Below are 16,067 nucleotides of genomic sequence, written 5' to 3' on the forward strand. Positions count from 1 at the left end.
CTGAGGGAACCTTTTTGTAAAAAGGTTCCCTCAGACTCCCTCCAAAAACTTTTAACGCGACTTGGTTTCCCCCTGTTTTGCTTGGCAAAACAGGGGGAAACCAAGTCGTATTAAAAGTCTTTGAAGGGGGTCTGGGGGAAACTTTCTACAGAAAGTTTCCCCCAGGGTAATTCATTATAACACGCGGGCTCCGAGGCGGGCAAGCCGATTCGGGATGCGTCGGCTCCGACGGCGGCCTCGGACCTTTCCCACGCGGCTCCCTCGTATGTTATCCGGATCTTCGGCGGTCCTCTGGAGGTTCGGGCCGCAAAGGCGTAACAAACCCCGCCTGGCGCGGGCCGAACCTCCAGAGGACCGCCCCCCGGCAGCCGGCGCGGGCAGTCTGAGGGAACCGTGGGTCTGTGACCCTTGTGCAAAAAGGTTCCCTCGGTGCAATGAATCAGAGTTTCCTTATATATACATATCGGAACCTGGAGACGGAACTTTACGGCGGCGGGAGGGGGTCCTGCTCCTCGAGATAGGACGGCAGGCCGGGACGCGCAGCCACGTCGTGGAAGTATTTGAACTTCACGATGGCCTCGGGGCCGTGGCAATCGACACAAAAGGTCTTTCGCACGTCGCTCTCCCGAAGGAAGCTCGCCCTCACGTCTCCCTCTTCGTGGTTCGACCTCTTCGCATCGGCGGCGGCCTCTTCGAGCTCCCTTTCCAGCGGCCGCCAGCGATGGGGGTCGTGACATGTCACGCACAGAAGCCTTCCGAAGCGGCGAGCTTCCCCTTTCCCGTCGAAGAGGGGCAGCGCACCCCTGGAAGAGAGGACCATGGAGCGCCGGGGGTGGCCGTAACGCTCCACCTTCTTCTTTGCGGCGGGGCCGCTGCCGCCGTGACAGGCCAGACACAGCCGGTCCCTCGGCTCTCCCTCCTCCCCGGGGGGCGAGGGTCCCGCAAAGAGGTAGGGCCCTGGAGGAGAGCCGCCCGCGGGGGCTTCTCCCGTCCCCCTTTCAAAGACTCTCGACGGCAGCGCGCCACCGGGACGGCGAGCCGGAGGCCGTGGCGCAAAGGCGTACTCCCCCGCCTGGCGCGCCACGGCCTCCGGCTCGCCGTCAGGGAGTTCGAGAGGAGCTTTCTCCACGGGGAGGGCCACCTCGGTCCGATCGTGAATACTGTGGCAGGAGCCGCACAGCCCGGCCTGAGCCGCCGTTTCGCCGGTGCGGTTCCTGTAGCGCGGCGCCGAGAGGCGCAGGTCGTGGGCCGTGCCCGCCACGGCGGCCTCGGCTCCGTGACAGGAGACGCACAGCCCCCCCGAACCGATCTCCTTTCTCAGCGACGGCGTATTGCGCTCGCCGCCGTGGACCGAGTGGCAGGTGAGACAGCCGATGCGCCTTACGGGCTCGCCGAGGAGGCGCACCGGCTCGTCGGGCTCCATGCCCATGGGGTGTACGCCCCGCCGCCGCGCCTCTTCCCTCCCTTCAACCCGCTGGCGCTCGTGGCAGGCGACGCACAGCCGCTCGGGCTCCATATCCTTCAGGACGAGGGCAGTCGACGGCCGGCCTTTGTGGAGCGAATGGCAGGTGGCGCAGACGACGGTCCCGCCGCTTCCGAGTCTTGCGCCGGCCTGCTCGAGCTCGACAGGCAGTTTTACGGGAGAGCCGCCGCGGCCCTCGAGGGCGCCGAGCGTTACGCCCGTTGGATGGACGCCGCGGACCCTCGCCTCGTCCTTGCCGCGGGCCGCAATGGGGTAGTGGCAGTCGGCGCAGAGCTCATCGTCGTCGAGCCCCTTTCGCAGAAGGGGCGTGGACGGCCTGCCGCCGTGGGCGCTGTGGCATGACGAGCACTCGACGGTGCGTCCCCCGGCGCCGTCGGGGAGCGCGCCTCCGGAGGCGGCGGCCCTGGCGGCGCCGACTCCGAGGGGGTGGACGCCCTCTCTGCGGGAGCGCTCCACGCTCCTGTACCCCTTGTCGTCGTGGCACTCCATGCAGAGCGAACTTCGACTGTTGTCGGCCGCCAGGAGCCCTTTCCCCGGCGCCCTGTGGAGCACGTGGCAGCTTGCGCAGACCATGCGCTCGTCGGCGTCCAGTCTCGCGCCGCCACGCAGGAGCCCCTGGGGAAGCCCTTCAGCAAGCCTCGCCGAAGAGGCGAATAGTTTCAGGCCGTCTTCCGTCTCAAGGGGCTCGCCCTCACGGGGGTTGCGCAACGCGATGCCTACGGGATGGTTGCCTCCCCTGCGTCCCCCGTCCCCGCGTCCCGCGTCGCTGAAGCGGTCGTCGTGGCAGGCCCCGCAGAGCCGCTCTTCGTCGCCGCGCATCCACCTGCGGCCCTCTCCGGGCCGGCCGCTCCCCGCCTGCGCGTCGTGGGGCGAGTGGCAGGTGCCGCAGTATATGTTCCCCTCCCACAGGGGCGGCGGTGCGGCTCCATTCACCCCTTCGTCCATGGGGGCGCTCTTCTTCTCGGCGGGCAGGCTCGGATGGTGGAGGCCGCTCCCCATCTTAAGGCGCGAATCGACGATCGATCCGTAGTGGCAGGCGTAGCAGGTCCTCTCCGCCGCGACCGGAGGTGGTGCATCGGCGACTCCGTCACCGCCCCAGGCCTCGTAGCCGGGGGCCCAGGAGATGTGGCACGCGGCGCAGCCCTTGCGGGACGGCGCCCTGTCGCCGCCGGTTGCAGCGGTGCCGACAGGCTCCATCTCACCGCCGGCAAGCCTCAAGACCTTTACGTCACCGTCTCCGGCGTCGGCGACGTAAAGAAGACCCCTGCTGTAGTCAAGCCCCACGGGTGTGGTGAAGAGCACGGGGCCCGAGCCGTCGCCCTTTAAGAGGTGGCCGGCGAAGACGTTGCCCACGTAGAGGGAGACGAGCCCGGTCTGCGAGTCGGAGACGAAGAGTTCGCCACCGGGGCCGAAGGCGAGGCCGCCCGGTCTCATGAGCCTTCCGGGACCGAGACCGAAGTCCGCGAAGGAGCCGAAGAGCCGTCCCCTTCTGCTGAAGAAACGTATCCGGCCGTCGAGGGCGTCGGCTGCGAAGACGTAGCCAGCGCGGTCCGCGGCCAGGGCGAAGGGACGGCCGAAGGGGACGGAGCGCCCCTTCTCCCCGCCGGGACGTCCGCCTGCCGAACCGCCCGCGCACCACTGCCGCTTTCCGGTGGTAGCGTCGACGGCGCAGAGCCTTCGCATGGCGCGTCCGGTCCAGAAGAGACGCCCTTCACTCACCGCGACTCCCACGGGCTCGGCCCGTCTGCCGGGACCGCCTGCAAGGACCAACTCCCTGCTGAAACGGCCGTCGAGGTCGAAGACGGCGATACGGGAGTTGCCCGTGTCGGCGACGAAGAGTTCGCCGCCCGCCACGGTGAGCGCCATGGGCAGGCGCAGCCCTCCGGGGCCGGAGCCGGGCCGGCCGAAACTACGAAGAAGGCGCCCACTGCGGTCGAAGACCACGACTTGCCCCTTCACGCCGTCGAGCACGTAGGCGCGGCCGTCGGCGGCGACCGCCACGTCGGTCGGCTGATCGAGCCCGCCGCGAAGGGTCATGACGAGCTCCGCCCTTACAGCGCCGGGCCGGACTCTTCCAGGCCCCTCGGCAGCCGGAGCCGGCCGGGGAAAGAGCACGAGCAACGCGGCCGCCGCTGCGAGAGATCGTGACGGGACGGCGTTCAATCGAGAAGACCCCTGAGCCTCAGCCTCTTCTTTCTTTTCTCGTACATATCGAGTATGCGGGCCCGCCGGTCCGTCTCCAAGGCCCTTATTTCGGCTTCGCCGTAGCCGAGGACGGAGAGATCGAGGAGCTTTGCGCCGCGGCCGTGGCAGTCCCGGCACCTGCGCGGCCTCTTTCGAAGCGGTCCGTGGACCTTTGCGTGCCAGCGGGCCTTCTCTTCGAGAGCGCCGCCCTCCCATATCCTTTCGAGTTCGCTGAAAAGGGGGTCGTCGTCGAAGACGACCTGCGCCTCTGTTCCGAAAAACGGCGCGATCTCCCCCTCCTCCCCCTCTGCAGCCCCTTGAGGCGGCGGCAGCCTGCGAAAGCTCACGGGCCGTCCGCCGGTTTCGAGATGGCAGACCGTGCATGTAAGGGCACGGCCGTGCATGTTGAGAAAGGCCCTGGCGGTCGCACTCTTGCCGTGGGGCCACGGGCCGTGACAGATCGAGCATAGCCGCCTCCTGAGCGGCTCGCTCCGCCGCGGCCTCTTGTGGAAGGGCCGCACGGCCGGCTCGTCCGGGGCTTCCACCCCTTTGTGGTCGCGCACCTTCCGGCGCGACTTCTCAAGCTGCGCGGCGGCAGGTTCGTACTCCCTCATCGTTACGGCCAGGCTCCCGGCGCAAAGGGCCGGGCCGGCGCCCATGAGGCAGGTGACGGCGAGCGCGGCGACAAGCCGCGCCGCCCCGGAGGCCGAAGCGAAGGGCTTCACCGCCCGCCCCCCTTCTCCCCTCTCCTCAGGACCCGCTTCCTGAAGGCAGCGGAGCCGATAAGCGATACAGGCCGCCTGCCGCCGAGGATGTCTCTCGCCATGGCCGCCGAACCTGCCGCCGCGATGATGGCCGCCAGCATGGCGAGCGCCCCGCCCGTCCTCAACCAGTTGGAGTCGAGCCTCCCGGAGCCTGGGCGGAGATCACCGGGCTCCACGGCCACCAGATCAAGCGAGTGTACATCGCTCCTTACGAAAGCCGCGGCAAAGGGTGAAGAGGCATGGGCGTGGCAGCCGGCGGCGGCGCAGGTCTTGGCGAGGTTACTGTCGTGGGTGGTCGAGAGACTGTCGTCGCGGCTCCGGATCTCGTGGCGGCGGCGCGGCGGGGCGTGGCAGTCGTTGCACGAGGGGGCGAGCCGACTTCCGGCGGCGGCGAGCTTTCCGTGGAGCGTCATGGCGTAGCTCTTCGAAGCGAGCACAAAACGCCTCGAAGCCTTGCGTCTTCGGCCCGCGGCCTCGTCCTCGCGCTCCACCTTCTCCATCATGGCCTCGTCGGCGTGACACTGGTCGCACTGCCTGTTTTCCTCGTCCTTGGAGACGGTCCGTCCCATGAGCCGTCGCAGTACGTGGCCCGTGTAGACGCCGCGCCATGACCGGCCGCCGTGGCAGTGGGCGCACTCCCTGTCACAGTCGGGAAAGGCCTCCCGGAAGCGCTCCACAGCCGCCTCGCTCATGTAGGAGACGTTGCCGTGGCAGCGCCTGCACGAGGGGAGCAGCTCCTCTTCGGACTCCTCCACGCGGCCCGCCGCCGTGAAGCCGTCGACGCGGCCCCTGCCGTGGACAGAGCGCCTGAACTCCTTCACCACGTCCCTGTGCGAGTAGCGTCTTCCGGTGGACGGCTCGATCACATGGCAGAGGGCGGAGCAGTCGACACCGCCCTTGTTCGGGTCGTGCGGATACTCGTCGAGACCTGCGTGGCAGTCCGAGCAGGGGAGAGCGCCGTGTATGGAGCCGTAGTAGTGGTCGGAGTCGATCGTGGCGACCCGCAAAAGCCCCCGTTCATCGAGGTACTCCAGTCCCTCGACGCCGTGACACACCATGCAGCCGTCGGGGTCGGTCTTTCTCGCCGCATCGGCCCCGGTCGCGTACACGAAGAGCGCCGCGAGACCGGCGAGCACGGCAAGCCATATCCTGCGCCACAGGATAGGGGCCGATGCGCCCGGCCGGGCCGCCCGGACGGCCTCGGCGGCACCGACGGCCGCTGCCGCCTTGCCCCTCTTTTTGGGGGAGAGCACGAGATACTCCATGGCCCCGGGCCTGCAGACCTCCACGCACTCCTGACAGGACATGCACGAGAGCTGATCCACCACGGCCCTGGAGTCCTCCATCTTCACGGCGCCGCACATGCAGACGTCGGCGCAGAGCGTACAGCCCGTGCAGCGTCCCCTGTCCACCCTTATGCGCCTTGTAAAACGAAACGTCGCGCCAGCGCGGTTCACCAGGGCGTCTATGGCGCCGATGGGACAGAGAAGAGAGCAGTAGGCGCGCCCCTTGCTGGCAAGGAAGCCGAGCAGCGCAACGAGCGCAACGTTGGTCATGCCCACGGGCGAGAGGAGGAAGGCCCTCGCCGCCGAGCCCCCCGAAGCGGCGTCGAAGAGCCGGGGCATGACCAGGAAGTTGCACAGCGCGCAGGCGCTTACGGCCAGGACCGGCATGGCCGCCACGTAGAATGTGAAGTAGCCGTAGCGTATGGGCACCTGATCGAGGACGCGGTACTCTATCTTGAACCTCGCCGGGAGCACCCGGCTTACGAGTTCCGAAAAACCGCCTACGGGACAGACGAAGGCGCACCAGAGCCGCCCGAAAAGAAAGGTGACGACCGCCATGACAAAGACCAGCGCCACTCCCGCCGGGTAGACCGAGAGCCTCACGGCCGCATCCGCCCACTCAAGCCCTGGCTGATAGAGGAAAAAACGCCTCATGCACAGCGCCCCGCAGAAGTCCTTCGCCCCGAAGAGACCCGGCACCACAGAAAAGGGAGGGAAGAAGAGCAGACACGAGGCCATGATGAGCAGGTAACGGAAGAGCCGCACCGACGCAAGGTCTGCAAGTCTGAAGGAAAGCAGGCGCATACCGTCTTACGGGGCTTAACCCTCCGGCTAAGGGTCGTTCCCCCTCTCTCGCTCGAACGAAAAGTCGTGGCAGGCGAGACAGAGCGACCCGTCGCGGGCCCTGAGGCGAAGGAGCACCTCTTTTTCCACCTTCCGGTAGGGTGGAAGAAGATATCCCGAAAGGCCGCTCTCTTCGGCGAGCCTCGCCACCCTCTCCTCCTTGTCGGCCCTCACGACCGCGCTCCAGGGGCTCACGGCGTAGACGATCCCTTTTGCCACATCGACTTCGGCGGCCTGGGCCGCGGCCGGAGACTCCCTGTCGAGCACCCCCGGCTCGTGGGGATTGTGACAGGTGACGCAGGCGATCCTCCCCTCGCCGTCGAGGGGCAGCAGGAGCTTTTTTTCCTTCTCGCTCCTTCTCATGCGCCCGGCCATCTCCTCGGAGGGCTTTACGAGGTGGTTCCAGGCGTTAAGATGCGGTGTCTTCAGGTGGCACCCCGTACAGAGGTCTTCGATGGGAAGGCGAAGGCGCAGGTCGCCGCCTCGCTCGAAGCGCCGGGGATCGAGCGCTTCTTCGTGGCAGTAGAGGCACGTCTGCTTTACGGGCCTCCCGGAACGGTCGAGCATCCTGTGGATGTTGTTTCTGCGGTAATCCTTTCTCTCGTGGCACTTGAAGCAGAAATCGGAGAGCCGCTCATAGGGGCCGCCGAGCAGGAAGGTGGGCGCGTTCTTCTCCACCTCTTCGACGCTCATCTCCTCTATCCTCTCGATGCCGTGACAGCTCCCGCACACAAGCCTTCGCCCTCCGCCGAGAGGCAGCTCGTCGGGGACTTCCATCCACTGCGGCACGCGCACGCCCGTGGGGTGCATGTGGAGCGAGCCGAACCCCCTCTTGTCCGCGCCGAAGGCGCCGGGGCAGAGCAGCAGCGCCGCCGCCGTGACGACGAGAACCTTCACATCCCGCCCCCCGCGGCCTCGCCGTGGCTGTGGCAGAGGCGGCAGTCGGCGCCCACCTCGTGGACGCCGGCAAGGCCGTTGGATGCCGCTGTGCCGCCGGCGTCGACGACCGTCTCCATGGAGTGGCAGAGCACGCAGAGGGTGGAGAGGTCTCCGCCCCGCGTGTCGACCCTGTAGGCCGCGGCGCGAAAGCCCGCATCGAGACCGCGCGCGCCGGAGCGCGAATCGTCAATGATGAACGCCCTGTTCAGTGAGCCGTGCACGTTGTGGCAGTCGCTGCAGGGGAGGACCGACCTGTAGGAGTAGCCGCTTCGAAGCCCCCTGTAGATGCCGGTGCCCGTGCCGTCTACGAAGCCGTGGCGGTCGATTCGGGTGTAGTTGTCGGCCATGGCCACGAGCGGGTCGTTTCGCGCCGTGCCCTGCAAGCCGAAGCCCTGGGGCTGCTCCACCCGGTTGTGGCAGCGAAGACAGAAGTCGGCCTCGTGGCGATAGGGTCCTCCGCCCGCCGCCGGATAGAAGGTCAGGTCCGTCGAGAGCTCGAAGGTTCCGTCCATGTCCGCCGAGTCGTGGCAGACGATGCAGTGCCGGTCGGAAAGCGGTCCAATCTGGGCGGAGCCGGATGCGAAATTGTGGCCGTAGCCTCCGGCGCCCTCTCCGAGCTGGTGGGGACGGCCCTTCATGTCGGCGTCGTTGTGGCAGATGACGCAGCGGCGGGGCCCGCCCGTTCCGTTGTCGCCGTGGCAGCCCATGCAGGTCGCATAACCCTTCTCCTCGACGATGAGACGCAGCGCAGCGCGCACATCCACGTGGAGGGTGGAGAGCGGATGGCAGAGCTCGCAGGCCGAGAGTCCCCACCCCGCCCCCGCGCCGCCGTGGTCGGGTCCGACTACAAGTCCCCTGGCCGCTGCGGCGCCGGAGCCCGTGGCGTCGGGACCGGGACCGCCGCAGCCCGCTGCCAGGACAAAGAGGACAAAGAGCCAGTTCCTCGCTTCAGCGCCCCCTTTCATGGCACCTCCTGCAATAGGCCGCGCCGTGGCAGGCGCCGCAGCGGGCGGTCTGCAACCGGCCGGCAAGACCGTGGGAGAAGCGAAAACCGAGGACGTGCACCCTGCGCCTCGAAGCATCGCGCCTGAAGTGGCAGTCCGTGCAGAACGAGGCGTTCACATGACAGCGGGCGCAGTCTTCCTTGTCGGCCACGGCCTCGACGCCGTGGCGGGTGCTGAAGTCGAATCCGTGGTCCCGGGGCCTCACGGTCTCGGGCCTTCTGTGGCAGATACTGCACAGGCCGGGGGCCGACACCTCGACGAGGTGGCAGCGGTGGCAGACGGCCTTGAGCGGCTCGTTCGATATGACGGTGAGGCGCTCGACGAGCCTGACGTTCCTTGCCCCCTCGAGGGGCGAGAAGGGATGGCAGGCCATGCAGAGATCCCCCCTCCTCTCCATCACCTCCATGTGGAGCTTGTGTGGATAGTGGAGGTCGGCTCCTTCCCTGCGCTCCTCCCACCACTTCTTCTCTCCGCCCCCGTCTCCGGCGGCGCGCACCGCCCCACCGGCCCCCGCGACGAGAACGAGGGCCGCCGCGAGAAGCGGCACGCAGACCGCCTCAATAGAGCGAAACACGCCTTGCAACACCGGCCCACACCCTGTACTCGTCGACGGAATCGACGTTGAAGACAGCCGCGGCGGCGGCCCTGAGAAAGACGCCGCCTCCCATCATCCTCTGAAGCTCCGCCTCCACGCCGGCTACGACGTCTTCTCCTTCCAGGAGCCTGTAGCGCCGGAAGAGCCCGGCCGTAAGCTCCAGGACCGTACGCGCCGTTACGTGAAGACGCGAGGCCCCGATCAGTGCCGCGCTGCTCTCCGAGGCACGCCTCATGTACTCTGCGGAGACGTGGAGTTCCACGTCGCCGGAGAGCCCTATCCTCAGCCCCCCGGAGACGGCCGCGCCGTCGCCGCCCGCCTCCTTCATCACGTACCTGAGCCGGCCGTAGGAGCGCGCTGCGGCGCCGCGGTGTTCGCCGTAGAGACCGAGCGTCTCTTCACGCCCGGGAGAGAGGGCGGCGGCGAGCCGGTGGCGAAGGGGGACGCCCGCGCCGTTGAAGCCGAAGAAGAGCGGTCTGTCGTAAGAGTACTCCACGGCCATGAGCAGGTCCCCGGAGACGTGCTCCTCCATGTTCACCGTGGCCGTCTCCACTGCTCCGTCCGCATAGCCGCCGCTCGTCTCGACGAGACGTCCCCTTGCCCACAGGGCGGCGGACCAGAGAAACCTCTGCCGCCATCCCTGCTGCTCGAAGAACTCGCAGCCCACACGTCCCTCCATGCCGGCCCTGCCGCTCCCCCTCGGACGGCCGTAGCCCGCGGCCCCTTCAAGGCCGACCACCGGGTCTGCGTCGCGGGTCCGTACAAAGGACTCGACGCTGGAGGCCACGCCGCCGTAGAGACCGAACCACCGTCCGCCGTCGGTGCGCACCGAAAGACCGTCGAGCAGGTAGAACCCCCTGCCGTCCGCCCTCTCCATGCGCCCCGCCTCAACGGTCGCAACAGTGCCGACGCGCCTTCCAAGGCTCATCCTGTAGACGTCCACGCCCTTGCCGTAACCGGTCAGAAGCAGCGAGGCTCCGAGCACACCGTCCACACCCGCTGTAAGGTCCCTGTACGAGACGTCGACACGCTCTTCGGCGTAGGGTCCGATCCCTCCCGGCGCGGCGTCGACTCCCACGATGGTCTCGACCTCTCCGTCAAGGCCCGCCCTGGCCCTGCCGGCGGGCATCGAGAGGAAGAGGGCGAGGCAGGCGGCGGTAAACAGCCGTCTCACCCGCCCCGGAAGGTCCGGGTACGCCCCTTGAGCCTTGCCCAGAGGGCGAGTGAGGCGGCGGGCACGAGGCAGGCGCCGCAGCCCGTGCAGAAGCCGCCGGCCGGCACGGCGCACAGTGAGGCGAAGGCCGATGCCCCGGCGGCGACGGCGCCGCCGCAGACAAAGGCCCTCGCCTTGAGCCCTGTGAGAAGAGACCTCACCGCTCCTCCCGGCCCGCAAGCGCGGCCCGCCGCCTGCGCAGCACGAGAGCCGAAGCCGTCAAGACCGCCGCCGCGGTCAGGACCATGACCTTCCCGGCCGTACCGAGCTTGACCGTGAACCACGCCGCGGCTATGAGCGGCCAGAGCATGACCCTCGCAACGGCCCGCGCACCGTCGTGGTCGGCTATCCAGTCGGCAAGAGGCGGACTCAGCCTGTAGTAGAGGTCGACGAAGGCCCTGCCTGCGGCGTTCTCAAGGAGCACCTCGTCGCGGAAGAGCCGCAAAAGCCTTACGTAGCGCTGCTCGTAGGAGCCGAATGCGGCCGTTGCTATGAAGCATCCGCCGCCTCCCGAAGAGGACGAGGACGACGTGGAGACCGGAGAGACCCGGTTGTTCGAGTCCGCTATGCCGTAGTAGCTCAGATGGCTGGTGAGAAAGACGATGTAGCCGTCGTCTCCGTTCGATGCGGGCTCGACGGCGAGGACCGAGCTCTTGTCTACGGCGCTCCATGTGGCGCCGTCCGACGACGTCACTATCCTCACCTCGTCGAGGTTCGTGTTCGTCCCCCTGTAGGGCAGCTTGACGACCACAGCCTTGCCGGCAAAGCTCGTCATCTTCGTGCTCGACGGGCCGTAGGCGTCTATGCTGAAGAGCCCGCTGTCCAGGGCGCCGTAGGCCGACGCCGGGTTCTTCTCGTAAAGCGAGCTGTCGGCGAGAGAGACGGCGAGGCGCGCCCTGGAGAATATCATCTCACCGTAGGAATCGGCGTCGGCCATGACGGCCACGTTCCTCACCAGCTTGTCACCGTAGTTGGCCATGAAGAGGTAGAGCCTGCCGCCCGGAAACAGCGGCGCAAGGGCCGAGAGATGGGCGCCGTTGAAGACGCCGGCGGCGCCGACGGCCGAGCTCACCGCCATCTGCCTTGCCGGTATGCGGACCGACGTGGCCCTGGCGGCCCCGAGTATGGAGAGCGAGGGGTCTATCTTGGACTCGTAGAGGATGTCCGAGACGTTCTCGGTGACGAGCCCCGAGGAGTCGACCTTCATGTATGGCATGCCGAGCACGACGACGCCCTCGTCGACGAGCCTCTTGTCGGGAAGCCGGGTGATCTTCCTGACCACCTTGGAACCGAGCAGCCCGTCGGGCGAGACCAGCGAACTGAACGAACCGTCCTGTTTCCTGTTGTGGCACTCGGCGCACTGGAGGGCCGAGGCGGCCGAACGGGTGTTATGGTTCATCACATACTGGTTCGACTCGATCCAGACCATCACGGTGTCGGGGTTGGAGTAGCCCTTGGAGGCGAGAAGTCCGTCGTAGGCCTGCTTGAGCGCCTTGTAGCCGTCGTAGTCCCCGGGCTCTCCGAAGCGATAGGAGCCGTGAGAGAGCCTTGCGCCCACTGTAGCGAGCACGTTGCCGGTGGCGGGATCGACAACCTGCCCCACCTTCTTGCCGGAGCCGTCGGTCGTGAGCCTGAATACGCCGTCGCGCTCCGTCTTCGTCAATATGTGTCCGCTCGTCTTGTCCTTCCAGTAGTAGCGCACGCGGGGGTTGTACGGCACTATGCGAAGGGCCCCGTCCTCCTCGATGCGGTAGCGGTACATTATCCTGAGCGGCTTGCCCCTGGCCTTCTTGCGCGTTATGTGGCAGGCCTGGCAGGAGATGACGTCCAGATGGGTCCGGGTTATCTTGGAGAGCTCGTTCCTGGGATAGCCCGCCAGGTCGCCGGCCAGCCTCCAGCGCTCGAGATGGGCCTCGGCCATGTCCTTATGGCCCGACGGTATGGCCGGGTTGGGGGCGTCGTTGTGACAGTAGCGGCAACTGCGGGCGTTGGGACGGTAGTCGAGGTCGTTGCGGGCGTCCATGTCGGAGTTGCCCTTCATGAGATTGTGGTCGGCGTCGAGGTCCGTGTTGCCCCAGGCCGCACGGAAGTAATTGCGGGCGTGGCACGCGCCGCAAGAGTCGATCTTGCGGGACTCGCCGTTGGGCTCCGTCCAGGTCTTGCCCTTGTGGACGTCGTAGGTGTAGGTCTCGATGAAGGTCCCGTCGGAGCTGTAGAGCGGCTCGGCCTGCTTGCCGAAGCCGTAGAAGCCGCGGCGAGAGTTGCTCGTGCGGTGGCAGAGCATGCAATTGTCGTTGCCGCTGAAGCGGAGCATGGGGATCGTCACCTTGCGGTCCGAGTCGAAGGCCGCGGGATTCCACTTTATGATCGGCCCGCCGCCCGAGATATCGAGCTTGTAGGCGGGCTTTACCCGCGAGTGTCCGCCCCTGTCGGCCTTCTTCGAGAACGTGAGAAGCGAGACGTCCTTGCCCGCATCCCCCGTGGTGTTGAGGTTTATGAACTCCAGCACGGCCGAGGCCATGTAGCGGAAATAGCCGCCCGAGGCCAGCGTCCTGCGGAGGGTTCTGAAATGGTCGAGCGCGCTGCTCGACTTGTCGGAGCGGTCGTTCTTGCCCAGAAGGGGATCGAACTTCCTGAGCGCCGAGAAGTCGCCGTGACAGATCATGCAGTCGTTCTCGGCCACACCGCTCTTTTTCCAGTCCCACCGCGATACCGTATCCGTCGGGGCAGGCCTGTTGTCGCTTGTGGTGCCGCGGTTATAGTAGTCTCCGTCATAGGGAGTCACCGTGGAGGGGTCTTTCCGGTCGTAGCGCGTGCCAGTGCGGTCGTACTCCATCCAGCCGCCGCCGGGGTGGCAGCCCGAGCACCGCAGTATCCAGCCCGCCGCGCCGCGGTCGGCAAAATCCTTCTCGCTCGAGTTCTTCTTCTTTGCCAGCACCTCCGGGTTGCTTCCGCCCATGCAGGCGTAGCCGCCGAAGTAGCCGGGCGAGACGAGGTGCTCAAGGCCGATCTTCTTTCCGAAGTCGTCGCTCGCCTCGTCGCGGCCCATCTGGAACTTATAGGCCGAGCTTATGGCGTCGTAGTCGTGGCAGCCCACACTGCCCGCGGAGTTGCCGCAACTGTTGCGGGGGCTGTAGGGTTTGCCGCTGTCGAGTACGTGTCTTCCCTCCTCGTCCACCAGGGCTATGGGAATGTGGTCCACCGTGGAGACTGCCAGGGCCGGCGCGTTCCACGGGAGCGAAGCCGCCGCGACGAGCGCCGCCGCTATAAAAGCGACGACAAGACGTTCTTTAGCACCCATATATCTTCTCCTTCATTGCAAGAAAGTGTGTGGCGTGGCCGTTTCAGCGCCGACCGCGGTGTGTTGCGCGCAGGGGCGCCGCCTTCTCTCCCGCAGTCTCCCTGAGGGGACACCGGCGCGGACGAAGGCATTGCCGCAGGGTCTCCGCGAAAGACCGCGGAGACGGCCTTCGGCAACGAAGCCATGGCTGTAGCCGCCTGACGGAGAGAGGGCCGCCTTTCCCTCAGGCGCTCAAGGTATCTCTGGAAAGAAGAATGGAAGTTCTTGGAGGTCTTTCGTGCATGCAGGAATGGGCCGCCGGGGCCTTTACGCAGCGGCGGCGGGCCCCCGAAGGCGCCGGTGAATGGAGCAGCGCACGGGCGGACGGGAGCGCCGTGAGCTGAGCGCCCCTGTCGATGGATTTCACGGCATGGCCGCAGTCGCACTCGATTACAGGCACGGCTGAGGCAGGCCCGTGCGGGCGGGTATGGTCCCCGGCCATGCGCGGGCAGGCAGCGCCGTCGTGGCAGGGAGAGCCCGGGCCGCTTCCCATCCGCCTGGCCGCGTCGTGGTGGTGGCCGTGGCCTGCGGCATGGGAGGGCGGACAGCAGTAGCTTGCGTTGAGCAGCGCAAGGCCGCAGAGCAAGGCTATGGAGACGACGATCCTCTTCACTGCGGATAGAGTCTCCAGCGGCGCGTGGTCACTTCGAGTTCCTCTTCAGGTACTCCAGTATGGCGGAGCGTTCCTCTTCGGTGAGCGGCTCCATCCGCCTGTGCTTCATCTGCCGCTCCATCACCTCGAGCATGTGCTCCCACTGGGCGGCGGTGTGGCGCTTGGGGTGGGCAATGGCGTGACAGGAACCGCACTTCGACCTGTAGAGGGCCGCGTCGGAGGAGCTGGGCTCCGGCAGGGGCGTGGGCCTTGCGACACAGCCGGCCAGGGCCGCGGCGGCGGCGATGGTGAAAAGCGTCTTCTTGAACATTTATGTCTTCCTCCTTGGATAACTTTGTCGGGACGGCGGGGACCTCAGAAGCCGAGTCTTGCCGCTCCCTGACGCTCCCCGCCCATGTAGCGGATGCTCGACGGCGTGGGGAGCTCCAGGTACCAGGTGAACATGACCCTGTAGTCCTCCTCCATCTGCGGGCCGTTGAGGTCCTGGTAGACGGGCACGCCGAAGTCGATCTCCACTATCTGGAGCGGGAAGGGCTGCCACTGGAGGCCGGCCGTCACCGACACCTTGTTGCCGCCGTAGTTGTCCGGGTCGTAGAGCGGCGTGGCGTAAGGCGAAGTCGGGTCTCCCTGGGTGGCGCGGCCGGACGCTCCGCTTGCAACGCTGTCCATCTCGCCGCGTATCCCGCCCCACGAGCGGCCGCCGAGCTGGAGCTGGGCCACGAGGTCGTAGCGCAACTGGTACATGGCGTAGAGGTCGAGGGTGAGCTCGTCGCCGAGACGCCAGTCGCGGGAGTTGTCGTAGAAGCGGGCGGTATAGATCAGGTTTGCGCCCCACCACAGCGGCGAGGACGAACCCTGGTAGAGTATGCCGACCTTGGGATCGAAGGTGCCGGAGCCGAGCTGCATGGAGTAGGGCAGGAGCTCGGCGCGCCGCGTGGCGACGGGGTGTGTCCTGTTGAGCTCGTTTATGGAGCCCGTCGGAAGGCTCAGGCCCAGCAGAAGCGAAACCTGGCTCGTGGGCACGAGCGGATCGTCGGCATGGAGCCTGTACTTGGCCATGACCATGGTGTCGGCCATGCCCTCGCTCTCCATGGTGAATCCGTCCTTGCCCGTCATGGACTTCATCATGGAGTTGAACTCCATGTCCATGTCGTTTCGCCGCCACATGAACATTATGCCGCCGAAGAAATCGTCGGTGAAGCTGAAGCCCGCGGCCATGTTGACCATCGTCATGTCCATCCCCGTGGGCACGGCCATGTACCTGCCCGTGGGCATACCCATCATGACGGGCATGCCGAGCAGGTCGTCGGCGTCGAGCCTGTCGGTGCCGTCACGCAACCCGTCCATCCTCATGAACATGGGGCCGACCTTGAAACGGAACTCGTTGGTCTCCGGCACGCCGCCTCCCAGGATGTTGAGCGGCATGTTGCCGCCGCACTTGCCGCAACACAGGCCGATGTAGGCCGAGGCGTCGGCGGCCTGGAGCAAAACGACGGCGGCCGCCAGAAGACTGACAAACGCTTTCTTCATAGATGATAGCCTCCTTGAATTGTGATCGCTCCCATCCCCAACTACAGTCACCCGCAACACTTACGCACGCCTTGTACCACAAAAAAGCCGCACCGTTCCACCAACGACACCCACAGATGACAAAGACTGCAAAACAACCATCGCAGCCGCTTTATTTCACTGAGGGAACCTTTTTGTAAAAAGGTTCCCTCAGACTCCCTCCAAAAACTTTTAATGCGAGTTGGTTTCCCCCTGTTTTGCTATGCAAAACAGGGGGAAACCAACTCGTATTGA

General features: G+C 66.5%; 10 protein-coding genes. All 10 read right to left on the minus strand.

Annotated elements, in window-relative coordinates; genetic code table 11:
* Positions 1-484 precede the first annotated feature (484 nt).
* Entirely contained in the window at positions 485-4,135 is a 3,651-nt protein-coding gene (locus ENJ37_09250; GenBank protein HHL40678.1) for a 6-bladed beta-propeller, read from the minus strand.
* A gap of 253 nt (positions 4,136-4,388) precedes the next feature.
* Positions 4,389-6,521, minus strand: coding sequence for a 4Fe-4S binding protein (locus ENJ37_09255; protein ID HHL40679.1), 2,133 nt, complete (start codon positions 6,519-6,521; stop codon positions 4,389-4,391).
* A gap of 27 nt (positions 6,522-6,548) precedes the next feature.
* Positions 6,549-7,457 carry a hypothetical protein gene (locus tag ENJ37_09260; GenBank protein HHL40680.1) on the minus strand — a complete coding sequence of 303 codons (909 nt, stop codon included), beginning with the start codon at positions 7,455-7,457 and terminating at the stop codon, positions 6,549-6,551.
* Positions 7,454-8,581: a hypothetical protein gene (locus ENJ37_09265; GenBank protein HHL40681.1), complete on the minus strand. Its 1,128-nt coding sequence runs from the start codon at positions 8,579-8,581 to the stop codon at positions 7,454-7,456. The genes ENJ37_09260 and ENJ37_09265 overlap by 4 nt, the downstream gene beginning before the upstream one ends.
* Before the next feature lie 479 nt (positions 8,582-9,060).
* On the minus strand, positions 9,061-10,272 hold the full coding sequence (locus ENJ37_09270; GenBank protein HHL40682.1) for a hypothetical protein: 1,212 nt from the start codon (positions 10,270-10,272) through the stop codon (positions 9,061-9,063).
* Positions 10,269-10,472 carry a hypothetical protein gene (locus ENJ37_09275; GenBank protein HHL40683.1) on the minus strand — a complete coding sequence of 68 codons (204 nt, stop codon included), beginning with the start codon at positions 10,470-10,472 and terminating at the stop codon, positions 10,269-10,271. The genes ENJ37_09270 and ENJ37_09275 overlap by 4 nt, the downstream gene beginning before the upstream one ends.
* Positions 10,469-13,612, minus strand: a complete 3,144-nt coding sequence (locus tag ENJ37_09280) for a cytochrome C (protein HHL40684.1) — start codon at positions 13,610-13,612, stop codon at positions 10,469-10,471. The genes ENJ37_09275 and ENJ37_09280 overlap by 4 nt, the downstream gene beginning before the upstream one ends.
* Before the next feature lie 223 nt (positions 13,613-13,835).
* Positions 13,836-14,264: a hypothetical protein gene (locus ENJ37_09285; protein ID HHL40685.1), complete on the minus strand. Its 429-nt coding sequence runs from the start codon at positions 14,262-14,264 to the stop codon at positions 13,836-13,838.
* Positions 14,265-14,292: 28 nt separating this feature from the next.
* A complete protein-coding gene (locus ENJ37_09290; protein ID HHL40686.1) occupies positions 14,293-14,574 on the minus strand; it encodes a cytochrome C in 282 nt (93 codons plus the stop codon).
* Between the two features lie 44 nt (positions 14,575-14,618).
* On the minus strand, positions 14,619-15,794 hold the full coding sequence (locus tag ENJ37_09295) for a transporter (protein ID HHL40687.1): 1,176 nt from the start codon (positions 15,792-15,794) through the stop codon (positions 14,619-14,621).
* Positions 15,795-16,067: the final 273 nt, after the last annotated feature.

The organism is Deltaproteobacteria bacterium (assembly GCA_011375175.1).
GTDB lineage: Bacteria > Desulfobacterota > GWC2-55-46 > GWC2-55-46 > DRME01 > DRME01.

Excerpts from the sequence above, each read along its gene's own strand:
- ENJ37_09250 (HHL40678.1), bottom strand. The coding sequence starts at position 4,135 with ATGCTCGATCTGTCACGGCCCGTGGCCCCACGGCAAGAGTGCGACCGC.
- ENJ37_09255 (HHL40679.1), bottom strand. The coding sequence starts at position 6,521 with ATGCGCCTGCTTTCCTTCAGACTTGCAGACCTTGCGTCGGTGCGGCTC.
- ENJ37_09265 (HHL40681.1), bottom strand. The coding sequence starts at position 8,581 with ATGCTTCGAGGCGCAGGGTGCACGTCCTCGGTTTTCGCTTCTCCCACG.
- ENJ37_09280 (HHL40684.1), bottom strand. The coding sequence starts at position 13,612 with ATGGGTGCTAAAGAACGTCTTGTCGTCGCTTTTATAGCGGCGGCGCTC.
- ENJ37_09290 (HHL40686.1), bottom strand. The coding sequence starts at position 14,574 with ATGTTCAAGAAGACGCTTTTCACCATCGCCGCCGCCGCGGCCCTGGCC.
- ENJ37_09295 (HHL40687.1), bottom strand. The coding sequence starts at position 15,794 with ATGAAGAAAGCGTTTGTCAGTCTTCTGGCGGCCGCCGTCGTTTTGCTC.